Origin of the sequence: Mesorhizobium maamorense (assembly GCF_044998965.1) — a bacterium.
Classification (GTDB): Bacteria; Pseudomonadota; Alphaproteobacteria; order Rhizobiales; family Rhizobiaceae; genus Mesorhizobium.
In genome coordinates this window covers 5,149,262-5,171,874 of the sequence record NZ_CP173356.1, presented here as the reverse complement: position 1 = coordinate 5,171,874, position 22,613 = coordinate 5,149,262, and the positions used below count along the sequence as shown (strand labels likewise).

The 22,613-nt window shown below is 63.4% G+C and carries 15 protein-coding genes and 4 pseudogenes; 16 read left to right on the top strand and 3 right to left on the bottom strand.

Features of this window, described 5'->3' with window-relative positions; all coding sequences use genetic code 11:
- Positions 1–210 precede the first annotated feature (210 nt).
- The 9 genes and pseudogenes from tolQ to ftsH all read left to right on the top strand — a co-directional run bounded on the left by tolQ (position 211) and on the right by ftsH (position 9,840).
- Entirely contained in the window at positions 211–921 is a 711-nt protein-coding gene (tolQ, locus tag ACIU1A_RS25830; RefSeq protein WP_140493236.1) for a protein TolQ, read from the top strand.
- Positions 922–932: 11 nt separating this feature from the next.
- Positions 933–1,385 (top strand): protein TolR, encoded by a 453-nt coding sequence (gene tolR / locus ACIU1A_RS25825; RefSeq protein ID WP_140493239.1) that lies wholly within the window; start codon positions 933–935, stop codon positions 1,383–1,385.
- Between the two features lie 7 nt (positions 1,386–1,392).
- Complete coding sequence (locus tag ACIU1A_RS25820) at positions 1,393–2,547, top strand: energy transducer TonB (protein ID WP_140554920.1); 1,155 nt, start codon at positions 1,393–1,395, stop codon at positions 2,545–2,547.
- A gap of 39 nt (positions 2,548–2,586) precedes the next feature.
- On the top strand, positions 2,587–3,897 hold the full coding sequence (gene tolB / locus ACIU1A_RS25815; RefSeq protein ID WP_140566857.1) for a Tol-Pal system beta propeller repeat protein TolB: 1,311 nt from the start codon (positions 2,587–2,589) through the stop codon (positions 3,895–3,897).
- Between the two features lie 37 nt (positions 3,898–3,934).
- On the top strand, positions 3,935–4,312 hold the full coding sequence (locus ACIU1A_RS25810) for a four helix bundle protein (RefSeq protein WP_404925579.1): 378 nt from the start codon (positions 3,935–3,937) through the stop codon (positions 4,310–4,312).
- A gap of 221 nt (positions 4,313–4,533) precedes the next feature.
- The gene (pal, locus tag ACIU1A_RS25805; protein ID WP_140493251.1) at positions 4,534–5,040 is read left to right on the top strand and encodes a peptidoglycan-associated lipoprotein Pal; all 507 of its coding nucleotides are present in this window, start codon (positions 4,534–4,536) and stop codon (positions 5,038–5,040) included.
- A gap of 212 nt (positions 5,041–5,252) precedes the next feature.
- Positions 5,253–6,374, top strand: coding sequence for a tol-pal system protein YbgF (ybgF, locus tag ACIU1A_RS25800; protein ID WP_404925578.1), 1,122 nt, complete (start codon positions 5,253–5,255; stop codon positions 6,372–6,374).
- A gap of 58 nt (positions 6,375–6,432) precedes the next feature.
- Complete coding sequence (gene tilS / locus ACIU1A_RS25795; RefSeq protein ID WP_404925577.1) at positions 6,433–7,779, top strand: tRNA lysidine(34) synthetase TilS; 1,347 nt, start codon at positions 6,433–6,435, stop codon at positions 7,777–7,779.
- Between the two features lie 134 nt (positions 7,780–7,913).
- Positions 7,914–9,840, top strand: a pseudogene (gene ftsH, locus ACIU1A_RS25790) (ATP-dependent zinc metalloprotease FtsH).
- 483 nt (positions 9,841–10,323) lie between these two features.
- Here the strand turns inward: ftsH and ACIU1A_RS25785 are convergent.
- Complete coding sequence (locus ACIU1A_RS25785; protein WP_140493263.1) at positions 10,324–11,190, bottom strand: hypothetical protein; 867 nt, start codon at positions 11,188–11,190, stop codon at positions 10,324–10,326.
- Between the two features lie 372 nt (positions 11,191–11,562).
- Here ACIU1A_RS25785 and glmM point away from each other — a divergent pair, with 372 nt between their 5' ends.
- The 5 genes and pseudogenes from glmM (at position 11,563) to serA (ending at position 18,077) form a co-directional block, all read left to right on the top strand.
- The gene (gene glmM / locus ACIU1A_RS25780; RefSeq protein ID WP_140493266.1) at positions 11,563–12,915 is read left to right on the top strand and encodes a phosphoglucosamine mutase; all 1,353 of its coding nucleotides are present in this window, start codon (positions 11,563–11,565) and stop codon (positions 12,913–12,915) included.
- Positions 12,916–13,162: 247 nt separating this feature from the next.
- The gene (locus ACIU1A_RS25775) at positions 13,163–13,996 is read left to right on the top strand and encodes an outer membrane protein (RefSeq protein ID WP_404925576.1); all 834 of its coding nucleotides are present in this window, start codon (positions 13,163–13,165) and stop codon (positions 13,994–13,996) included.
- Between the two features lie 184 nt (positions 13,997–14,180).
- Positions 14,181–14,945, top strand: a complete 765-nt coding sequence (locus ACIU1A_RS25770) for an outer membrane protein (RefSeq protein WP_140493272.1) — start codon at positions 14,181–14,183, stop codon at positions 14,943–14,945.
- Between the two features lie 202 nt (positions 14,946–15,147).
- Positions 15,148–16,323 (top strand): phosphoserine transaminase, encoded by a 1,176-nt coding sequence (locus ACIU1A_RS25765; RefSeq protein ID WP_140525054.1) that lies wholly within the window; start codon positions 15,148–15,150, stop codon positions 16,321–16,323.
- 156 nt (positions 16,324–16,479) lie between these two features.
- Positions 16,480–18,077: pseudogene (serA, locus tag ACIU1A_RS25760) on the top strand (phosphoglycerate dehydrogenase).
- Between the two features lie 141 nt (positions 18,078–18,218).
- Here serA and ACIU1A_RS25755 read toward each other — a convergent pair.
- Positions 18,219–19,121, bottom strand: coding sequence for a DMT family transporter (locus tag ACIU1A_RS25755; RefSeq protein WP_140554926.1), 903 nt, complete (start codon positions 19,119–19,121; stop codon positions 18,219–18,221).
- Positions 19,122–19,334: 213 nt separating this feature from the next.
- Here ACIU1A_RS25755 and ACIU1A_RS25750 point away from each other — a divergent pair, with 213 nt between their 5' ends.
- Together ACIU1A_RS25750 and ACIU1A_RS25745 are read left to right on the top strand one after the other, a co-directional pair.
- A complete protein-coding gene (locus tag ACIU1A_RS25750) occupies positions 19,335–20,633 on the top strand; it encodes an adenylosuccinate synthase (protein WP_140493285.1) in 1,299 nt (432 codons plus the stop codon).
- Positions 20,634–20,707: 74 nt separating this feature from the next.
- Positions 20,708–22,394: pseudogene (locus tag ACIU1A_RS25745) on the top strand (hypothetical protein).
- A 106-nt stretch (positions 22,395–22,500) separates the two neighbouring features.
- On the opposite strand, the pseudogene ACIU1A_RS25740 reads toward ACIU1A_RS25745, so the two are convergent.
- Positions 22,501–22,596, bottom strand: a pseudogene (locus ACIU1A_RS25740) (hypothetical protein); the annotation flags it as partial.
- Positions 22,597–22,613: the final 17 nt, after the last annotated feature.

Here is a 22,613-nt window from a genome sequence, read left to right as displayed (position 1 = left end):
CTGGTGGACTAACCCATCCTTAACCATAACGGTTCATGAAGAGATTGGTGAAGATTGGCGCTATCCAGCGCCTTCCTTTCACCAACATTTGCCCCGAAAAGGCCGCGAAAGGCACGTTTTGGGGTTGTTCCGGTAGCTTCGCGCGAACCGACCACAAGGGATGCCAGGGGCCAGCCGCCAGCTTCGCCCGGAAATCTTAAGGACGTTACGATGGAAAATATCGCACTCGCCGAACCGGGCGCGCAATTGTCGATTTGGGCGCTGTTCATGCAGGCCAGCTGGGTGGTCAAGCTGGTCATGATCGGGCTGCTCTGCGCCTCGGTCTGGACCTGGGCGATTATCGTCGACAAGCTCGTATCCTATGCCCGCATGCGGCTGGCGCTGAACCGGTTCGAGCAGGTGTTCTGGTCGGGGCAGTCGCTGGAGGAGCTTTACCGAACGTTGGCCGACCGCAAGACATCGGGCATGGGCGCCATCTTCGTCGCCGCCATGCGCGAGTGGAAGAAGAGTTTCGAAAAAGGCGCCAAGACGCCGCTCGGCTTGCAAACCCGCATCGATAAGGCGATGGACCTGGCGCTGACCCGCGAGATGGAGAAGCTCGAAGGCCGCCTCGGCTTCCTCGCAACCACGGGCTCGGCGGCCCCGTTCATCGGCCTGTTCGGCACCGTCATTGGCATCATGACGTCGTTCCAGGCGATCGCCGGCTCCAAGAACACCAGCCTGTCGGTGGTCGCGCCCGGCATCGCCGAGGCGCTGCTGGCGACCGCCATCGGCCTGCTCGCCGCCATTCCGGCCGTCATCGCCTACAACAAGCTGTCATCGGATGCGAGCAAGATCGCGGTGCGCATGGAAGGGTTCTCCGACGAGTTCTCCGCCATACTCTCGCGCCAAATCGATGAAAAAGTAGCGCCGAAGGCCTGAGGAGTAAGCCGATGGGAATGTCCGTAGGCATGGCTGGACGCGGCGGACGCGGCCATAGGCGGCGCGGCCGCCATCATGGCCTCATCGCCGAAATCAACGTTACGCCGATGGTCGACGTGATGCTGGTTCTGTTGATCATCTTCATGGTCGCCGCGCCGCTTTTGACGGTCGGCGTGCCGATCGATCTGCCGGATACCCAGGCCAAGGCGATGAATGCCGACACCCAGCCGATCACCGTTTCGATCAATGCCGCCGGCCAGATCTATCTCCAGGAAACCGAAATCCCGATCGAGGAATTGGTGGCGAAGCTGCAGGCGATCTCGAAGACCGGCTATGACGAGCGCATCTTCATCCGCGGCGACAAGTCCACCGACTACGGCACGGCGATGAAGGTGATGGCCCGCATTTCGGCCGCCGGCTACAAGAATATCGGCCTGGTTTCACTGCAGGAACAGGATCAATAGACCCACTATGAGGACCGGCCTCACCACATCGGTGATCATGCATGCGGCGCTGATTGGCTTCGGCCTGTTCACGCTGTCGGCGCCGGCCGCGCTTCCGTCGGCCGACGTCGAGTCGGTCGCTGTCGACATCGTGCCGATCGAAGCCACTGCCCAGGTGCTGCAGGGCGACAAGAAATCCGTGGTGCATGAAAAGCCGGCGCCCTTGCCCACGCAGCGTCCCGATATCGTGCCGGATGCGCAGAAGGTCGGCGAGAACAGCGTCGATACCGACAAGCCGATAACGCCCGAGGCCAAGCCGAAGCCGGTCGACATGACGTCGGCTCCGCCGCCGGCGCCAACGCCGATCGAAAAGCCGAAGACCGAGGACGTGCCGAAGCCGCAGGAAAAGCCCAAGCCGACGCCGGCCACGGAAGTGGCTCCCGCGCCGCAGCCCAAGGAAGAGGTCAAGCCCGAGCCGGTCAAGCAGACCGAGCCGAAGCCGGCGCCGGCCAAGGAGCCGACGCCCGCACCGCCACAGGACAAGACCGCGGCCATCGAGCCGACGCCCGAGGTGAAGCCGGACGCGGTCGCCCAGGCGATCGCCAAGGACCAGCCTGACGATGCCCAACTGCCGGACTCCGCGCCTGCGCCTCAGGCGCGGCCGAAGCCGCAGCCGGCACAGGCCGAAAGCGCCAAGGCGCCGGAGCGCAAGGACGCCGACAAACCGGTCAAGGAGGCTTCATCCAAGCCGAAATCGGAGGACAAGCAGTTCAATTCCGACGAGATCTCGGCCCTGCTGGACAAGCAGAAGCCCTCCGGCGGCGGCGCCAAGCGTTCGACACAGCAGGCTTCGCTCGGCGGCGAGAAGGACCAGGGCCAGAAGCTGTCGAGATCAGAACTGGGCGCCCTGTCGGATCAGCTTGGCGGTTGCTGGACATTGCCGGCGGGGCTGGAGGGCTCGGAGAATTTCGTCGCCGTGGTCATGTTCAACCTCGACCCCTCGGGCAAGCTGGATGGCCGGCCCACCGTCGAGAAATCGAGCGGGAATCGCCAATTCGATGAAAGCGCCGTGCGTGCGGTTCAGAAGTGCAACATGGCCGGCCTTCAGGTTCCGGCGGGCAAACAGGACATCTGGGCCCAGGTCCGTGTCACTTTCGATCCGAGGGAAATGCTTGGCCTTTGAGGCCTGCCCTGCAGAATCAGTGAAGAGAAGCGAGAAGACATGAAATTCATCCTCAAGCCGCTCCTGATGGTCGCGACAATAGCGCTGGGCTCGATGGCCGGCGCCGTCATGCCTGCGTGGGCGCTCGTCGAGATCAACGTCAACAAGGGCAATGTCGAGCCGCTGCCGATCGCCATCACCGATTTCCAGTCGGGCGATGGGCTTGGCGCGCAGATTTCCGGCATCGTCACCGCCGACCTGAAGCGCTCGGGCCTGTTCGCACCGATCGACAAAAGCGCCTTCATCGAGAAGATCGCCAATCCTGACGCAGCGCCTCGCTTCGACGACTGGAAGGTGATCAATGCCCAGGCTCTGGTCACCGGCAGCGTCAGCAAGGAGGCCGACGGGCGCATCCGCGCGCAGTATCGGCTGTGGGACACGTTCGCTGGACAGCAGATGTCGGGCGAACAATTCTTCGCCAACGACGCCAATCAACGACGCGTCGCTCACATCATCGCCGACGCCATCTACGAGCGGCTGACCGGCGAGAAGGGCTATTTCGACACGCGCGTCGTTTTCATCGACGAGTCCGGCGCCAAGAATGCGCGCAAGAAGCGCCTCGCCATCATGGACCAGGACGGCGCCAATGTGCGCTATCTCTCGGACGGCAGGGCGATCGTCTTGACGCCGCGCTTCTCGCCGAACCGGCAGGAAATCACCTACATGTCCTATGAGAGCGGCCAGCCGCGGGTGTATCTCCTGCAGATCGAGACCGGCCAGCGCGAACTGGTCGGCAATTTTCCGGGCATGACGTTTGCGCCGCGCTTTTCGCCGGATGGCCAGAAGGTGATCATGAGCCTGCTGCGCGACGACGGCAATTCCAACATCTTCGCCATGGACCTCAGGAGCCGCTCGACGACCCGGCTCACCAACTCGACCGCCATCGACACTTCGCCTTCCTATTCGCCCGACGGCAGCAAGGTGGTGTTCACCTCCGACCGCGGCGGACGCGCGCAGATCTATGTGATGGGCGCCGACGGTTCGGGCCAGACCCGCATCTCCTTCGGGGACGGGGTCTATTCGACGCCGGTGTGGTCGCCGCGCGGCGATCTCATCGCCTTCACCAAGCAGACCGGCGGCGAATTCCAGATCGGCGTTATGAAGACCGACGGTTCGGGCGAGCGCATCCTGTCATCCGGCTTCCAGCAGGAAGGACCGACCTGGGCGCCGAACGGCCGCGTGCTGATGTTCTTCCGCGATTCCGCCGGCGGCCCGAAACTGGTTTCTGTCGATCTCACCGGCCGCAACGAGCAGTCGATCCCGACCGCGAACTTTGCCTCCGATCCGGCCTGGTCGCCGCTGCTGGAGTGAGAGGAATTGGAGAAATGAAGAAATGAAGAATTGAGGGATGGAGAGAGAAGCGGGTTACATCAAGCGCGCGAAGGATTTGGATGTCTATAGGCACGCTTATGGGGTTTCCCTCGACGTCCACAAGGCCACGCTTGTTTTTCCGAAAATGGAACAATACGCGTTGGCTGACCAAATGTGGCGATCCAGCAAGGCGATCTGTGCCAATCTGGCTGAAGGATTTGCCAAACAGACCCATTCCAGGCCCGAATTTGCGCGTTTCATTTCGATGGCCATGGGATCATGCAGCGAAGTAGAGACGTGGATTTCGTATGCGTTCGACCTTGGCTACATCACCCACGCGCAGCACGATGAATGGCTGCAATCCTATGTCCATATCTATGGAATGCTGGTGAATCTCAGGAAGAAGTTGAAATGACCCTTTTCCTCATTTCTTCAATTCCTCAATTCTCCATTTCCACCTCTTTGTCGCGTTTTAGCCGCATTTCCGCCTAGGGTCCGCGCCAACTGTGGCCCGGATCAAAGGACTGCGGACGGGCGGCCTAAACCAAATTTTAACCGTGTTTCTTGAATGCCGGTTAACCCAAACGTGGTTACTGGGTGATCAACGAAATCACTCGAATGCGAAGGAGAGGCGGCATGAGCCGTATCGCAGCACTTACCAGAAATCCCGTCATGATCGCGCTGGTGGCGATGCTCGCCATTGCCGGTTGCGCTTCGAAGAAGACGCCCAACAGCGCCGCCGATCTCGGCCTCAACGGCGCCGGTGCCGCAACGCCCGGATCGGCGCAGGACTTCACCGTCAATATCGGCGACCGCATCTTCTTCGATACGGACTCCTCCTCGATCCGCGCCGACGCCCAGACGACGCTGTCGCGCCAGGCGCAGTGGCTGAACCAGTACAAGCAGTATGCGATCGTCGTTGAAGGCCATGCCGACGAACGCGGCACGCGCGAATACAATTTGGCGCTCGGTGCCCGCCGCGCCGCCGCCACGCGCGACTTCCTGGTCTCCAAGGGCGTCTCTGCCAACCGCCTGAAGACCATTTCCTACGGCAAGGAACGGCCGGTCGCGGTTTGCGACGACATCTCCTGCTGGTCACAGAACCGCCGCGCGGTCACCACGCTCAGCGGCGCCGGTTCCTGACATTTTTCGCGCGTCGAGCGACGCGCGAAAAACACGACGGCAAAAATGCAACACAGGCTTGCGAAAGGCGGCTGAAAGGCCGCCTTTTTCATGTTTGGTCCCTTCAAACAAAATTTGGCCGAAGTCTCGCGTCCTGCTATGAGCCGAGGGCGCTTGGCTGGTCCCATACCGATTGGAAGGCGCGAACAAGCTAACGACACGGCGAGAGGCATATGCATTTGAGATCAGTTCTGAGCGGCACGCTTGCGCTGCTGCTCCTTTCAGGCGTCACCGCGATGGCGGGTGGCTTAGGGACTGATGGCACGGGACAGCCAGCCGACAGCGGCTTCTCGTTCCATCTGCCCAGCATCGAGTTGCCTGGCGTTTTCAGCGAAAAGAAGAAGTCGGACCAGGTTCAGTTCGCGCAGCAGTCGACTGGCACAGGCGCCACCGGGCTCGAGGACCAACTGCGCCAGATGAACGGCAAGATCGAGGAACTGAACTTCCAGATCCTGCAAATGCAGGAGCAGATCCGCAAACAGCAGGAAGACAACGAGTTCCGCTTCCAGCAGCTCGAAGGCGGTACGCGGGGTGCGCAGCAGCCGGCCGGGCAGAAGAAGTCACAGGCCGCGCCCGCCGACAGCGATGACAGCGTGGCCGAGGCGCCGGCCACGCAACCGCCCGCGGAGGCCGACAATCGGGCAGCGGCCGGCCAGTCGGCTGGCGGCGGCCAGAGCGTCGAGGACGTCATCGTCGAATCCTCTGACGGTGATCCGGGCAAGGTGATCCCCGGAACGGGAGCGCCCGAAAAGACCTTCGGCAGCATCACCGTCGACAAGAACGGCAATGTGGTCGATGCCGGCGGCAGCACGCAGGCGACCGCACCGGCGCAGGATGTCGCTCCAGCCACCGGCGCTCCGGCCAAGAGCGGCAAGTCCGACGGCACGGTGGTTGCGGCGCTGCCTTCCACGAACGATCCCGAGGAGCTCTACCGCAACTCCTACCAGTTCATCCTTTCGGGCGACTACGGCACCGCCGAACAGGGTTTTCGCGACCACATCGCGCGTTTTCCCCGTGACGCGAAAACGGCGGATGCGCACTATTGGCTGGGCGAATCGCTGCTTGGCCAGCAGAAATACCGCGATGCCGCGGAGGTCTTCCTCGCCGCCAGCAAGGACTATCCCAAGGCCAAGAAGGCCCCCGACATGCTGCTGAAGCTCGGCGTGTCGCTGGTCGGCCTGAAGCAGCACGACGTGGCCTGCGCCACCTTCAGCGAGGTCGGCAAGCGCTACCCCGACATTTCCAACACGCTCAAGGAGCGCGTGAAGCAGGAAAAGGCCCTGGCGGCGTGCTAGCCCTTCTCCTGCCTGCCGTTGCCTTGCCCTCGGAGCCGTGTTCGGGCGACATGCATTGATGCTCGACACCGAGCCTGATCTTTCGAAAGACCTTTTTTCGCACATCGACTTTACCAGCGGCGCCGTTGCGGCCGTATCCGGCGGCAGCGACTCGACCGCCCTACTTCTCCTTCTCAAACGACATCTCGACCGAACCGCGCCGTCCGCGAAGCTGCTGGCGGTGACGATCGACCACGGTTTGCGGCAGGGCGCGGCGGCCGAAGCGGAAGCGGTGGCCAGGCTTTGCGCCGCGCACGCCATCGCGCACCGCATCGTCGCCTGGTCCGGACGCAAGCCGTCGACCGGGCTGCCGGCCGCCGCGCGGGAGGCTCGCTACCGGCTGCTGGCCGAGGCGGCGCGGGAGGAAGGCCTCGGTCTGATCGTGACCGGTCATACGGCGGACGACCAGGCCGAGACGGTGCTGATGCGGCTAGTCCGAGGCAAGGGCGCCCGCGGCCTTGCCGGCATGGCGCCGGTCACCTTGCACAACTGGCACGAATGGATCGTGCGGCCGCTCCTTGGCATTCGGCGCGCGGCTTTGCGCAACTTCCTGCGGCGCGAGCATGTCGGCTGGGCCGAGGATCCGACCAATGCCGACGCGGCCTTCGAGCGACCGCGCATGCGCGCGGCACTGGCCGGCGCTGACGGTGCGCAGCGCATCGATGACGCATTGACGCTGGCGGCGCGCGAGAGCGAGGCGCGCAGCCGGCTTGGCATCCGCGCCGCGGATTTAATCGCGCGCTTCGCCAGCCAGCCGGCGCCGGGTCTTGTCCGCCTCGATCCGACCCTGCTTTCGGCCGGCGACGATCCGGCGGCCGTCTATGCGCTGCGCATCCTCCTCGCCATAAGCGGGGGCGTTGCGTTTCTGCCGGACCAGGCGCGATGCGAGGCGCTGTTCGGTAGGCTGAAGGCTGGATTTCTTTGCGCCACATTGTCGCGGACGGTGGTCGATTCCAGGCGCGCCGGCATCTTTCTGCGCCGCGAGACGCGAGGCTTGCCGCCTGTAGTCGCGGCCACCGGCGGGCTGCTCTGGGACGGCCGCCGGAACATCACGTTGGACGACGGCGGCAGTGCATTGTTGATCGCGCCGTTCGGGGCAGCGGCGGCGAAGCGTCTGGCAGTCGCGGAAGGCGAGACGCCGCGCAGCCTCGTGCGCGCCGCCCTGGCCTGCGAGCCGGCATCGCGGCAAGCCGTTGAAAACCCTGGCCTGCCTCAGGGTGGGCAGGCGTCGCCGGGGTTCACGGCACAGGCCGTCGTCGCCCCCTTTGTCCGTTTCCTGCCGTCCTTCGACCTGGCGCCGGCGCGGGTCGTCGCCGAATTGATCGGCGCACCGTTGCCTCCCGCCCTGCCTTTCAAGCGGCCATAGCGCCGGTCGGTCATGGGCGAAAGCTTAACCCACACGTGCTGTTCTGCTTGGCAAGGGGGGGGCGCTCTCCCTATGTTAGGCTCAAGTTTCCTCTCACGACGCGTGTCCGCCCGCGGACGCCAACGGGACAATTGATGAATCCGAACTATCGCAACCTCGCGCTCTGGGCGATCATAGCGGTCCTGCTCATCGCCCTCTTCAATCTGTTCCAGACGCCGCAGACACGTGGGGCTTCGAGCGATGTACCTTATTCGCAGTTCCTGCAGGATGTCGCGGCGGGCCGGGTCAAGACGGTGACCATCGCCGGCGCCCGCATCTCCGGCACCTACACCGACAATTCGAGCGGCTTCCAGACCTATTCGCCCGGCGATCCGTCGCTGGTCTCGCGGCTTGCAGGACAAGAACGTCACCATCAATGCGCGGCCGGAGACCGACGGTTCAAACTCGCTGTTCGGGTACCTGATCTCGTGGCTGCCGATGATCCTGATCCTCGGCGTATGGATATTCTTCATGCGCCAGATGCAGTCCGGCTCCGGTCGTGCCATGGGCTTCGGCAAGTCGAAGGCCAAGCTTCTGACCGAGGCGCATGGCCGCGTCACCTTCCAGGACGTCGCCGGCGTCGACGAGGCCAAGGAAGACCTGGAGGAGATCGTCGAGTTCCTGCGCGATCCGCAGAAATTCCAGCGGCTCGGCGGCAAGATCCCGCGCGGCGTGCTCTTGGTCGGCCCTCCGGGAACCGGTAAGACGCTGCTCGCCCGCTCGGTCGCCGGCGAGGCAAACGTGCCGTTCTTCACCATTTCGGGTTCGGACTTCGTCGAGATGTTCGTCGGCGTCGGCGCCAGCCGCGTGCGCGACATGTTCGACCAGGCCAAGAAGAACGCGCCCTGCATCATCTTCATCGACGAAATCGACGCGGTCGGCCGTCACCGCGGCGCGGGTCTCGGCGGCGGTAATGATGAGCGCGAGCAGACGCTGAATCAGCTGCTGGTCGAGATGGACGGCTTCGAGTCCAACGAAAGCATCATCCTGATCGCCGCCACCAACCGGCCCGACGTGCTCGACCCGGCGCTGCTGAGGCCCGGCCGTTTCGACCGCCAGGTGGTGGTGCCGAACCCCGACATCGTCGGACGCGAGAAGATCCTGAAAGTGCATGTGCGCAACGTGCCGCTGGCGCCCAATGTCGACCTCAAGGTCGTCTCCCGCGGCACGCCGGGCTTCTCCGGCGCCGATCTGATGAACCTCGTCAACGAGGCCGCCCTGATGGCGGCGCGGCGTAACAAGCGCCTCGTGACCATGGCCGAGTTCGAGGACGCCAAGGACAAGATCATGATGGGCGCCGAGCGCCGCTCCTCGGCCATGACCCAGGCCGAGAAGGAGTTGACCGCCTATCACGAGGCCGGTCACGCCATACTGGCGCTCAACGTGCCGTCGGCCGATCCGCTGCACAAGGCGACAATCATTCCGCGCGGCCGCGCGCTCGGCATGGTCATGCAGTTGCCGGAAGGCGACCGCTATTCGATGAGCTACAAGTACATGATCTCACGGCTTGCCATCATGATGGGCGGCCGCGTCGCCGAGGAGTTCAAGTTCGGCAAGGAGAACATCACGTCGGGCGCTTCCTCCGATATCGAGCAGGCGACCAAGCTGGCGCGCGCCATGGTCACGCGCTGGGGCTTTTCCGACAAGCTCGGCCATGTCGCTTATGGCGACAACCAGGAGGAAGTGTTCCTCGGCCATTCGGTGGCGCGCACGCAGAACATCTCGGAAGAAACCGCGCAGATCATCGACGCCGAGGTGCGGCGCCTGATCGACGAGGCCTATTCGACCGCGAGGTCGGTGCTGACCAAGAAGAAGAAGGAATGGATCGCGCTGGCGCAGGGCCTGCTCGAATACGAGACGCTGTCGGGCGACGAGATCAAGCAGCTGATCGCCGGCGAGAAGCCCGCGCGCGATCTCGGCGACGACACGCCGCCGAGCCGTGGTTCGGCCGTGCCGAAGTCGGGCCGCCGCAAAAAGGGTCCCGAGCCCGAGGGCGGCATGGAACCGCAGCCGTCGAGCTGAACTCGGCCAAGAACAAATTGAGAAACGCCGCGGTTCGACCGCGGCGTTTTTGTTTGGGGCAGGCTGCTGAGTTTCTCCGTGGCCTGCGCCTGCAAGGTTGGTTAGGCGATTGGCGGAAGCCGGCGTGGCAGCAGCCAATCTTCCCACTTTGTGGAAGATGCCGGGCAGCTCAGCGGGGGCAGCGTCCGCCGACAAATCGAGTTAGGCCTTCCGGGCTGCGGGGAAGGATCTCTCTTGCCGTTCGACGATTCCTCGAGCCACCCTCGCCCAGCTTTTCGTGAATGCGAGGCAACCTGGCCGGGAGCAGGCAACGATCCTTCGTGCCCCCCCTCTGGCCTGCCGGCCATCTCCCCCACGAGGGGAGTTTGCAGCGTCGCCGGCAACGCGCCTCTCGTCAGCGGGGATTCCTGCTGAAGCTGCCGGCAAAAAAGCCCGCGAACCCTGCGGCTCGCGGGCCTTACTTTCCTCAAATAGTGCTGTCGCTCAGCTCTTCAGCTTGGCATTGCACAGGCTGTAGAAGCCGCCGCCCTTCTGGATCCACTTCAAGCCGCCAAGCGTGTTGGCGTCCTTGTTGGCATAGTACTGCTGGAGGCAGGTATGCATGCGGGCCTTGGCCGGGGTTTCGGTGGCGAATTTCGGCGAGATTGCGGTCGGGAAACTCACGCCCTTCGGCGCAGCGACAGTCGGCTTTGCCGGCTCCTTGGTGTAGGTCGCCTCTGTTGGAGCCGGGACGGTGTCATCGTCCGAGGCGCTGGCGCCGCATTCGGCCTTCCGGAAGTCGTTCCACTTCATGCCGTTGAGCGTATTGGCGGTCTTGGCAGCCTGGTACTTGCTGCTGCAGTCGGCCATGCTCAGGCCCTTGCCCGAGCTGTCGGTCGCCGCAGCCGTGGTCGCCGCCTTGGTGGTCGCCGGTTTGGTGGCGGCGGCAGCGGATGCGCCGGCGGCAGCGGACGCGCCGGTGGCGCATTCGCTCTTGCGGAAGTCGTTCCACTTCATGCCGTTGAGCGTGCCGGCGGCCTTGGCCGCCTGGTACTTGGTGCTGCATTCCTTTGCGGTCAGGCCTTTGGCTCCGTCGTCGGCGGCGGCCGCAGCCTTGGTCGCCTTGGCCGGCTTCGTATCGGCCGCCTTGGTGTCCGCTGCCTTGGCGTCGGGCTTGGCTGTCGCGGCGGCATCAGTGCCGCACTGCGCCTTGCGGAACTGGTTCCAGGTCTGGCCGGCAAGCGTCCCCGCGTCCTTGGCCGCGTTATACTTCGTGCTGCACTCGGCCATCGTCAGCGCGTTGGCTGGCGCGGCCAGGAATAACGTCGCGACCGCAAGGCCGGTCAAAGTGGCAAGTCGGTGGATGAGCATAGCGTTTCTCCGTTGCAGCAGCCCATTATACGTCCCAGCAAATCAATAACGCTCAACGGTCGGTTGCGCCAGATGCTAAGTGGCGTATACATCGCCGAAACCCGGCTTCGGCCGGCAAGGTGATGAAATCGTTGCCTGTTGCCGGGTGGAAGACAAGAATTTGTGGGTAAATCCATGTCGAATGGTCCACAGGCATGGTATATTGTGGCGAGGCAGGCAGCGCCATCACGCTAGGTTGCGCCAGTCTGTGTGCAATGCACAACAAGGGTTTTCTAAAGGATTGGTAACAGATAATCACGAAATGTGATCGTAGTGCGCCGGCCAATTATGGCATGACGTACCGGGCAAGAACCACCGGGGACACTGACTAGCATGGCAGGAAATTATTTCGGCACGGACGGTATTCGCGGGCGCGCCAACAAGTTTCCAATGACGGCGGAAATCGCGATGAGGGTCGGCATGGCGGCCGGCCTGTCCTTCCAGCGCGGCAGCCATCGTCACCGTGTGGTGCTCGGCAAGGATACCAGACTTTCCGGCTACATGATCGAGAACGCCATGGTGGCGGGCCTCTGCGCCGCCGGCATGGACGTGTTCCTGCTCGGCCCCATCCCGACGCCGGCGGTCGCCATGTTGGTGCGTTCGCTGCGCGCCGATATCGGCGTCATGATCTCGGCCTCGCACAATCCTTATTACGACAATGGCATCAAGCTATTCGGTCCCGACGGCTACAAGCTCTCCGACGAGATCGAAGAGCGCATCGAGAGCATGCTGGACAAGGATATCGAACTGGCACTCGCCGATTCCGACGGACTTGGTCGCGCCAAGCGCGTCGATGGCGTGCATGACCGCTACATCGAGTTTGCAAAGCGCACCTTGCCGCGTTCGATGTCGCTTTCAGGTTTGAGGATCGTCGTCGATTGCGCCAATGGCGCCGCCTACAAGGTTGCCCCCGAGGCGCTTTGGGAGCTGGGCGCCGAAGTGGTGGCCATCAATGTCGAGCCCAACGGCTTCAACATCAACAAGGAATGCGGCTCGACCCATCCGGCAGGCCTGCAGAAGAAAGTGCACGAGGTGCGCGCCGACATCGGCATCGCGCTCGACGGCGATGCCGACCGTGTCGTCATCGTTGACGAGAACGGCGCGATCGTCGACGGCGACCAGATCATGGCAATGATCGCCGAGTCCTGGCACCAGAGCGGACGGCTTGCCGGCGGTGGCGTCGTTTCGACGGTCATGTCCAATCTCGGCCTCGAACGCTTCCTCGGCGACATGAAGCTGCAATTGCACCGCACCAAGGTCGGCGACCGCTATGTCGTCGAGCATATGCGCGCGCACGGGCTCAATGTCGGCGGCGAGCAGTCGGGCCACATCGTGCTGTCGGACTTCTCGACCACGGGCGACGGCCTGGTTTCGGCGCTGCAGGTGCTGGCCTGCATCAAGCGGCAGGGCCGGCCGGTCAGCGAATTGTCGAAGAAGTTCGAGCCGGTGCCGCAACTCCTCAAGAACGTCCGCATCGCCGGCGGCAAGCCGCTCGAGGAAGCTCCGGTCAAGGCTGCGATCGAGGACGCCCGTCAACGCCTCGGCAAGGCGGGGCGGCTCGTCATCCGGCCGTCCGGCACCGAGCCGCTGATCCGTGTCATGGCCGAGGGCGACGACCCGCAGCTGGTCGAGGCCGTCGTCAACGACATCGTCGAGGTCATCTCGGAAACACGCAGCGCCGCCTGATCTCAGGTGCATTCGGAGGGCCGACGCCGCTCTGATTGCTTAGAAGCCCGCCCGTGCGGCGGGCTTTTGTTTGCCTGCGAAACTGGCTCGAGACACGTGGAACCATCCGAATTCCTCAAATGCTCGAGATTCGTGGTTAATAGACAGGGTTAAATGCCTTTTAACCTTTGCAATTCATTATCCACGCCTGAAAGCCAATCTCATTCGGACGCGACCGCTGTTCCGAGGGTTTCTAGGGGTGACAAGCATGTTCAATACAGCAAGAAAGGTCCTGTTCGCCGCGATGTTCGCGGGCCTGGCATGGCCGGTGTTCGCGGCCGACCTTCCGGAGCCGGTGGTCGAAGAGGCGCCGCCGCCGGTATACGAGCAGCCAGTCGATGTCGGCGGCTGGTACATTCGCGGCGATCTCGACTACCACAAGTCGAAAGTGCGCGGCATCGATTACACGACCTACACCATCGATCCCTGTAATTGTAACGTCATTCCCGGCGACAGGAGCTTCGATTTCGGCAAGCTCAAAGGCGGCTTCTCGCTCGGCGCCGGCGTCGGCTACAAGATCAACGATCATTTTCGTACGGATTTGACGGCCGATTACTGGTTCAAGTCGAACTTCGACGGCGGAACCTCGGACGCTTTCTCGACGTCGACTGAAGTGTCGAAAATGAGCGCCTTGCTGCTGCTGGCCAACGCCTATGTCGATCTCGGCACCTATCACGGCATCACGCCCTATGTCGGCGCCGGCATCGGCGGCGCGCATGTCAGATGGGACGATGTCAGGGACCCGAACACCACCGAGTTCAACCCCGGTGCGAAAAGCTGGCGCTTTGCATACGCGCTCATGGCCGGCGCTTCCTACTGTCTGACCGACAAGCTGATCCTGGACGCGGGCTATCGCTACAGCCACATCCAGGGCGGCCGCATGTTCGAGTGGGATATCAGCAGCGCCGGGCCGGGCTTCGACCGCGGCATCGACACGCATGAGGTGCGCGGCGGCCTGCGATACCAGTTCGGCGGCAACAACGGTTGCGCCGCGCCGACGGTGGCCTATCAGCCCGAACCCGAGCCGATCTACACCAAGTAACATCCGACCATCCAACGGTCCGAAACCGCCCGGCATCAGCCGGGCGGTTTTCGCTTGTCTGGCTGCCCGAAAATCATTCGCTAACGCTCTGTTAGCCTTAACCCCGACTTAACCACTATGGTTAACAATGCTTCCTGAAACGATGGCTGCCGTCTGGTGGCGCCGAAATCGGGAGCAGGGGATCATGAAACTCACATCGCGTATGGCGCCGGTGCTTGCCACATTCGCCATCATGCCGCTGACGCCTGCGCTGGCCGCCGACTATGATCCCCCGGTCTATGTCGACCAGGCGCCCGACTACGTGCCGGTCGAGGTCGGCTCGGGCTGGTATCTGCGCGGCGATGTCTCCTACCTGGTAGAGAAGAGCTTCAAGAATGAGGATTTCGCCTTCACGCCGGCGAGCTTCGACAACGAGGAAGACCCGGTCTTCGCCAGCATCGGCTTCGGCTACCACTTCAACGATTATCTGCGTGCCGATCTCAATCTGGGTTACCTGCCCGGCAACAAGATCGGCATTGGCTATGACGATTCAGCGACCGCGGCAGAGGCGACCCTGGCGTCGGCGTCCCTGAAGAATTATGCCTTTTCAGGCATGCTCAACGGCTATGTCGACCTTGGAACCTATGTCGGCATAACACCCTATCTCGGCGCCGGCATCGGCATCGTCAGGAGCACGCACAAGCTCTCGGCGAGCTATTTCACCGACAATGGCGATCCAACCGACGACTTCGGACTGAGTGACGACAAGACCAAGTATTCCTTCGCTTACACGCTGAATGCCGGCCTTGCCTATCAGGTGTCGAAGAATGTTTCCGTCGATCTCGGCTATCAGTATTTCTCGGCGCCCGACGCCGAATATGTGACGGCCGAGAGCCTGACCTCGTTTCCGGTCCACAAGGGAATCAGCAATCATCAGGTTAAGCTCGGGCTACGCTACGATCTCTGGTAGTAGGCTGGCATACATGAACCCTGGCGGCGGATCTCTTCGGTCCGCCGTTTGCGTTTGAAGCTCACGAGATCCTGATCGCGGATCGCCAGTGTCCTGCCCGCGACAAAAACTTTCCCCTTGACGCCCGAAGCCCGAGCGCATATCGCCGTCCGTGGGCCACCCCTCCCCAACGAGGGGCCACTATCTGGAAGGATAGACCACGATGACGACGCATACGAAGCCCGGATTCCGTCCGGCAAACCCCAATTTTTCCTCAGGTCCCTGCGCGAAACGTCCCGGCTGGTCGGTCGAGGCGCTGAAAGCTGCCGCGCTCGGCCGTTCCCATCGCGCCAAGATCGGCAAGACCAAGCTCGAACAGGCGATCGCGCTGACGCGCGAAATTCTCCAGGTTCCTGCCGACTACCGCATCGGCATCGTGCCGGCGTCCGACACAGGCGCCGTCGAGATGGCGCTTTGGTCGCTGCTGGGCGAGCGCGGCGTCGACATGGTCGCCTGGGAGAGTTTCGGCTCCGGCTGGATCACCGACGTGGTCAAGCAGTTGAAGCTTGCCGATGTGCGCAAGCTCGAGGCCGGTTACGGCGAACTGCCGGATCTCGGCAAGATCGATTTCGACCGCGACGTGGTCTTCACCTGGAACGGCACGACCTCGGGCGTGCGCGTGCCGAACGGCGATTTCATCCCGGCCGATCGCAAGGGTCTGACCATCTGCGACGCGACATCGGCCGCCTTCGCGCAGAAGCTCGACTTCGAGAAACTCGATGTCGTGACCTTCTCCTGGCAGAAGGTGCTGGGCGGCGAAGGCGCGCATGGCATGCTGATCCTGTCGCCCCGCGCCGTCGAGCGGCTGGAGAGCTATAAGCCTGCATGGCCGCTGCCGAAGATCTTCCGCCTGACCTCGGGCGGCAAATTGATCGAAGGCATCTTCAAGGGCGAAACCATCAACACGCCGTCGATGCTGTGCGTCGAGGACTATCTCGACGCGCTCAGCTGGGCGAAATCGATCGGGGGCCTCGATGCGCTGGTCGCCAGGGCCGACGCCAACGCGGCCGTGCTCGACCGTTTCGTCGCGAAATCCTCCTGGCTTGGCCATCTCGCCGTAGAGCCGGCGACGCGGTCGAACACGTCCGTCTGCCTGTCCTTCACCGACGGACAAGTCGCTGCACTCGACGCCGACGCACAGGCGGCCTTCGCCAAGGGTCTGGTTTCAGCGCTCGACAAGGAAGGTGTCGCCTATGACATCGGTTCCTATCGCGACGCGCCGCCTGGCCTGCGCATCTGGTGCGGCGCAACGGTCGAGACCTCCGATCTCGAAGCTCTGCTGCCCTGGCTCGACTGGGCCTTCGCCGGCCAGAAGGCGTCGCTGAAAGCGGCGGCCTGAAACTCAATAGTTATTTTCTGGAACAGCCCTCATCCGGCCGCTTCGCGGCCACCTTTTCCCACAAGGGGAGAAAGATCGGCGCCTGACCTTCTCCCCCGTGGAGAAGATGCCTGAGCGAAGCGAAGGCGGGTGGGGTAAGCAACAAGGACCAATCCCATGCCTCGCGTTCTCGTCTCGGATAAACTTTCCACCACCGCCGTTCAGATCTTTAGGGATCGCGGCATCGAGGTCGACTATCTTCCAGATCTCGGCAAGGACAAGGAGAAGCTGCTTGAAGTGATTGACCAGTATGACGGCCTCGCCATCCGCTCGGCGACCAAGGTTACCGAGAAGCTGATCAATGCCGCCACCAGGCTCAAGGTCGTCGGCCGGGCCGGTATCGGCGTCGACAATGTCGACATACCGGCGGCCAGCCGCAAGGGCATTATCGTGATGAACACGCCGTTCGGCAATTCGATCACGACAGCCGAGCATGCGGTAGCGATGATCTTCGCGCTCGCCCGCCAGATCCCGGAAGCCAACGCCTCGACGCATGCAGGCAAATGGGAAAAGAACCGCTTCATGGGCGTCGAGATCACCGGCAAGACGCTCGGCGTCATCGGCTGCGGCAATATCGGCTCGATCGTCGCCACGCGCGGCGTCGGCCTGAAGATGCATGTCGTCGCCTTCGATCCGTTCCTGTCGGACAAACGCGCCGAGGAACTCGGCGTCGACAAGGTTGAACTGGACGAGCTCTTCGCCCGCGCGGACTTCATCACGCTGCACACGCCGTTGACCGACAAGACGCGCAACATCATCGATGCCGCCGCGATCGCCAAAATGAAGGACGGCGTGCGCATCATCAACTGCGCCCGTGGCGGGCTGGTCGTCGAAGCCGACCTGGTGGCGGCGCTGAAGAGCGGCAAGGTGGCCGGCGCCGGCATCGACGTGTTCGAGGCCGAGCCGGCCGAACAGAACGCATTGTTCGGCATGGAGAATGTGGTGGCCACCCCCATCTCGGCGCCTCGACGGCGGAGGCGCAAGAGAACGTCGCGCTGCAGGTCGCCGAACAAATGGCCGACTACCTGATCAAGGGCGCCGTCTCCAACGCCATTAACATGCCGTCGATCACCGCGGAGGAAGCGCCGCGGCTCAAACCCTTCGTCAAGCTCGCCGAAGTGCTTGGCGCCTTTGTCGGCCAGGTCACCGAGGACCCGATCAAGGAGGTGGAAATCCTGTTCGACGGCTCGACCGCGACGATGAATACGCGCGCGCTGATCAGCGCGGCCCTTGCCGGGCTGATCAGGCCGCAGGTAGCCGACGTCAACATGGTGTCGGCGCCGATCATGGTGAAGGAGCGCGGCATCATCGTCGCCGAGGTCAAGCGCGACAAATCGGGCGTGTTCGACGGCTATATCAAGCTGACGGTCAAGACCGAGCATATGACGCGCTCGATCGCCGGCACCTGTTTTTCCGACGGCAAGCCGCGCTTCATACAGATCAAGGGCATCAATCTCGATGCCGAGGTCGGCCAGCACATGCTCTACACGACCAATGCCGACGCGCCGGGCATTATCGGCCTGCTCGGCACGGTGTGCGGCGAGAACGGCGTCAACATCGCCAACTTCCAGCTCGGCCGCAACCGGCCGGGGGGCGATGCCATCGCGCTGCTCTATCTCGACGCACCGTTCCCGGAAAAAGTGCTGGAGCAGGTGCGGGCGCACAAATCGATCGATTCGGCCAAGCGGCTGCAGTTCGACGTCGGCAGCGTGTAGGGCTTGTCTGCTGGGGCAACGCCGCCCCGGCAGTCTCGTCCGACGACGTGGCGGCGGTGCGCAAGGAATTACAGTAGTCCTGCGAATTGCCGGGCGAACCGACGCTCTCCTTGAAGCTGACGATCGGGGCGCGAAGCGAGTTTACTGGCGCCTCGGCATGGCTGCCTTGCGGCCGCTATATTCGGCAAGCGCGATGCCGCCCAGCACGAGGACGAGCGCCAACGCCTGGTAGAGCTGGAATGTCTCGCCGACGATCAGCACCGAAAGCAGAGTGCCGAAGATCGGCACCAGGTTGATGAACAGGCCGGCCCGGTTGGCGCCGATCAGCTCATTGCCCCTGATGTAGAATATCTGCGAGACGACCGAGGCGCCGATCGCAGTATAGACGATCACCGCCCAGCCGCGTGCGTCGGGAACGATGACCTTGCCGGCCGCGATTTCCCATAGGAAGAACGGCAGCGAGGTGACGAGCGCGGCGAGCGACATGGCCAGCATCAGGCTCTGCCATTGCATGGCCGGCTTCAGCCGCAACCCGACCGAATAGCCGCTGTAGAGGATGACCGCGACCAGCATGATGGCGTCGCCGAAATTGAGTTCCAATGTCAGCAGCCGGCGCGGATCGCCGTGGCAAGCGGTCAGGATGACGCCGAAGATCGTCAGCACCACGCCCGCGATCTGCGCCCAGTTCACGCGCAGGCGGAAGAAGATGAAATTGGCTACGATGATCAGGATAGGCATCGCCGCCTGCTCGATCGAAACGTTGATCGCGGTCGTGTAGTTAAGCGCCGTATAGAAGATGGTGTTGAACAAGGTGAAGCCGCTGGCGCCAAGTGCGGCGAGCACGAACCAGTGCCTGCGCACGACGGGCCAATCTCTTTTCAGCGCATTCCAGCCGATCGGCAGCAGGATCGCTACCGCCAGCACCCAGCGCAGGAAGACCAGCGTCATCGGTGAGACGTGATGGACCGCCAGCTTGCCGGCCACCGAGTTGCCGCCCCACAGCAAGGTGGTGAGCAGCAGGAACATGTAGGCGCTTCGGTGCATGGCGGGTCGCAGCGGGAAGAGGTGAATGGGGCGTGCCCGCCGGCCTATTGCCCGCGCCTGGACAAGTAAATGATGTCAAAGCTGAAAATTGTTGTGCCTCAGTCCATTTTCGGCGGCAAAGAAAGGTCGCATCGGCCTGCTCTTGACGTTATAGAGGCCTGTCGTTTCGAACCGTATCCAAGCCGCGCGGCGGCGCCTCGAAGGAAAAGAAACATGGCCAATGTGGTGGTCGTCGGCTCGCAATGGGGTGACGAAGGCAAGGGCAAGATCGTCGACTGGCTGTCGGAGCGCGCCGATGTCGTGGTGCGTTTCCAGGGCGGCCACAATGCCGGCCACACGCTGGTCGTCGACGGCAAGGTCTACAAGCTGTCGCTGTTGCCGTCGGGCGTCGTGCGGCAGGGCAAGCTGTCCATCATTGGCAATGGCGTCGTCTTCGATCCGCACGCATTCGTTGCCGAAGTGGCGAAGCTCAAGGGGCAAGGAGTCGAGGTAACGCCGGAGCGCCTGAAAATAGCCGAAAACACAGCGCTTATCCTGTCCCTGCACCGGGAACTGGACGGCTTCCGCGAGGACGCCGCCTCAAATTCCGGGACCAAGATTGGCACGACCCGCCGCGGTATCGGCCCCGCCTATGAGGACAAGGTGGGCCGGCGCGCGGTGCGGGTGATGGATCTGGCGGATTTGGAAACACTACCCTTGAAGGTCGACAGGCTGTTGACGCATCACAATGCACTGCGTCGCGGCCTTGGCCATGCCGAAGCCACGCATGACGCGGTCATGCAAGAGCTGACCTCGGTCGCCGGCGAAATCCTGCCCTACATGGACCGGGTCTGGAAGGTGCTCGACGACAAGCGCCGGGCCGGCGAGCGCATCCTGTTCGAGGGCGCGCAAGGCACGCTGCTCGACATCGATCATGGCACCTATCCGTTTGTCACCTCGTCCAACACCGTCGCCGGCCAGGCGGCAGCCGGTGCCGGCGTGGGCCCGGGCGCCATCGGCTATGTGCTTGGCATCACCAAGGCCTATACGACGCGCGTAGGCGAAGGTCCGTTCCCGACCGAGCAGCAGAACGAGATCGGTGAATTCCTCGGCACGCGCGGCCATGAATTCGGCGTCGTCACCGGCCGCAAGCGCCGCTGCGGCTGGTTCGACGCGGTGCTGGTGCGCCAGGCCGTCGCCGTCAACGGCATCAAGGGCATCGCCCTGACCAAGCTCGATGTGCTTGACGGGCTGGACGAGATCAAGGTCTGTACCGGCTACCGCCTCGACGGCGAGACGATCGACTATCTACCCGCCAGCCAGGGCGCGCAGGCCCGCGTCGAGCCAATCTACGAGACGCTGGAGGGGTGGAAAGGCACCACCGCCGGCGCGCGCAGCTGGAACGACCTTCCGGCCCAGGCCGTCAAATATGTCCGCCATATCGAGGAGTTGATCGGCGCGCCGGTCGCGCTCCTCTCCACCAGCCCGGAACGGGACGACACGATACTTGTGACCGATCCGTTTCAAGACTAGTTTCTCAAGCCTTTCCGGGCGTTGCGGCTGATTTGCGGAGGCCGGCCCGGAGCACAATACAGGTCGACTGACGCATGGCGAAAGATTTCGTTTCTGCTCTGAGGGATACGATAAACAATTTTGGCGATCCTACGCCGGAGCTGCGGGCCAAAGTCTACGACAAAGCGCGCTCGACGATTGCAAAGAAGATTGCCGAGCGCGAGCCGCCGCTTTCGCCGTCGGAAGCCGAAAGGCAGAAGCGCGGCCTGGAAGACGCCATATCGAGGCTCGAGCGCGAATATGCCAAAAGCGTGCCGGAGACCGATCCGCTTGCCGAACTGGAGCACATATTTTCCTCCATCGATCGCAACAAGAACCAGTCGAACCATACCAAACAGCCGGTAAAGGCGGAGCCGGCCTGGCCGGCAGCGCCTGCCTCGAAGACTGAACCCTACAAGCCGCCGCCCCCCGCTCCGGAGCCCGACATCTCCAGGCCTGCATCGCCCGCCGCCGAGGTCGAGCCGAACTGGCAAAAGCCCGTACCGGTGCAGCCGGCCCCGGAGTTCGACGACAGGGCTCAGCCTGGCATGGATGTGGGTCAGGACGACGAGCATGCCGATGTCTTTGCGAGCGACGAAGAGGCTGCGGCCGCCGACACTTTCCAGCGCTTGCGTCCGGCTGAACGCAAGCGCAGCTATGGCGGGCTGATTGCCGCTGCCGTTGCGTTGCTGGTCATTGCCGGCGGCGGCTATGGCATCTGGCTGAACAAGGATGCCTTCGGCAAGATGCTGGGTCTGGGCGGCGGCAGCAAGGTCGCGACGACCGAGCCGGTCAAATCGACACCCGCCAAGCCGGCGAGCGATGCGGCGGCAACGCCCCCGGCACCTTCGGCTAGCGGTGCCGAGCCCGAAGGGACACCGAAGTTCACTCAAAGACTGACACCGCAAGGAAGCGAGGTCGATCCTGGCCCGGCCGGCGGACAGAGCGGCGTGGGCGAGGGCGAGTCCGTCGCGGCGCTGACGACGCCGCCTTCAGCCACGACCACCCCGGCCTTGTCGGCTCCGGCAGGAGGCACGCCGGCCGCAGGCGCGCCCGCCGGGACCACGCCCCCTGCACCGGGCGCTGCAGCCGGCGGCGCCACCCGCCAATGGGACCGCACCCGCGGCGCCGGCTGACAACGCCGCCACGCCGCCCTCGCCTGCCGGTGCGCCGACGCAAACCTCTCTGCCGGTCGGCCAGAAGGCGATCTTCTATGAGGAGCGCACCAGCACCGCGCAGGGTTCGGCCGAGCCGGGCAACATCGTCTGGTCGCTGGTGCAGGAATCGCCCGGCGGCGACCTGCCGCCTGAGCCGGCGATCCGCGCCGAGGCGACCATTCCCGGCAAGGACATCCAGTTGCGCATGACCATCCGCCGCAACACTGACCAGACGCTGCCGGCCAGCCACATCATCGAGATGATCTTCCTGACACCCGACGGTTTCGAAGGCGGCGGCGTCGACAACATCCTGCGCGTGGCCATGAAGAGTTCCGAGCAGGATGCCGGCAGCCCGCTGATCGGCATTCCGGCCAAGATCGCCGACGGCTTCTTCCTCGTCGCGCTCAACGATACCAAGGCCGACGAGGACGCCAATCTGACCTTGCTTCGGGGACAGGACTGGATCGACGTGCCGGTCGTCTACAAGACCGGACGACGAGCGTTGCTGACGATGGAAAAAGGCATTCCCGGCGAGAAGGTGTTCGACGAGGCGATCAAGGCTTGGCAGGCGAAGACGGCGGGCTGAGCCGACGGCAACGGTCGGCTCCGGTCAGAAGCCTTGGAACAGCATGTCGAGCGCGGCGACGATGTCGTCGTGGTGCTTGGAGAGATTTCCCTCGGCATCCGGCAATTCAGTGGCCATCAAGGCAGAGCCGGCGGCCAGGAACGGGGGCTGTGTCGGGCGGCATCAACGGAATGACGACTCTCGTGTTCAGCCTCTCAAGAAGGTCGGACTGAACATCGA

Excerpts from the sequence above, each read along its gene's own strand:
- ybgF (WP_404925578.1), top strand. The coding sequence starts at position 5,253 with ATGCATTTGAGATCAGTTCTGAGCGGCACGCTTGCGCTGCTGCTCCTT.
- ACIU1A_RS25820 (WP_140554920.1), top strand. The coding sequence starts at position 1,393 with ATGAGGACCGGCCTCACCACATCGGTGATCATGCATGCGGCGCTGATT.
- ACIU1A_RS25785 (WP_140493263.1), bottom strand. The coding sequence starts at position 11,190 with ATGCTCATCCACCGACTTGCCACTTTGACCGGCCTTGCGGTCGCGACG.
- ACIU1A_RS25770 (WP_140493272.1), top strand. The coding sequence starts at position 14,181 with ATGAAACTCACATCGCGTATGGCGCCGGTGCTTGCCACATTCGCCATC.
- ACIU1A_RS25765 (WP_140525054.1), top strand. The coding sequence starts at position 15,148 with ATGACGACGCATACGAAGCCCGGATTCCGTCCGGCAAACCCCAATTTT.
- ACIU1A_RS25810 (WP_404925579.1), top strand. The coding sequence starts at position 3,935 with ATGGAGAGAGAAGCGGGTTACATCAAGCGCGCGAAGGATTTGGATGTC.
- tolB (WP_140566857.1), top strand. The coding sequence starts at position 2,587 with ATGAAATTCATCCTCAAGCCGCTCCTGATGGTCGCGACAATAGCGCTG.
- ACIU1A_RS25755 (WP_140554926.1), bottom strand. The coding sequence starts at position 19,121 with ATGCACCGAAGCGCCTACATGTTCCTGCTGCTCACCACCTTGCTGTGG.
- ACIU1A_RS25775 (WP_404925576.1), top strand. The coding sequence starts at position 13,163 with ATGTTCAATACAGCAAGAAAGGTCCTGTTCGCCGCGATGTTCGCGGGC.
- tilS (WP_404925577.1), top strand. The coding sequence starts at position 6,433 with ATGCTCGACACCGAGCCTGATCTTTCGAAAGACCTTTTTTCGCACATC.
- tolQ (WP_140493236.1), top strand. The coding sequence starts at position 211 with ATGGAAAATATCGCACTCGCCGAACCGGGCGCGCAATTGTCGATTTGG.
- glmM (WP_140493266.1), top strand. The coding sequence starts at position 11,563 with ATGGCAGGAAATTATTTCGGCACGGACGGTATTCGCGGGCGCGCCAAC.
- tolR (WP_140493239.1), top strand. The coding sequence starts at position 933 with ATGGGAATGTCCGTAGGCATGGCTGGACGCGGCGGACGCGGCCATAGG.
- pal (WP_140493251.1), top strand. The coding sequence starts at position 4,534 with ATGAGCCGTATCGCAGCACTTACCAGAAATCCCGTCATGATCGCGCTG.
- ACIU1A_RS25750 (WP_140493285.1), top strand. The coding sequence starts at position 19,335 with ATGGCCAATGTGGTGGTCGTCGGCTCGCAATGGGGTGACGAAGGCAAG.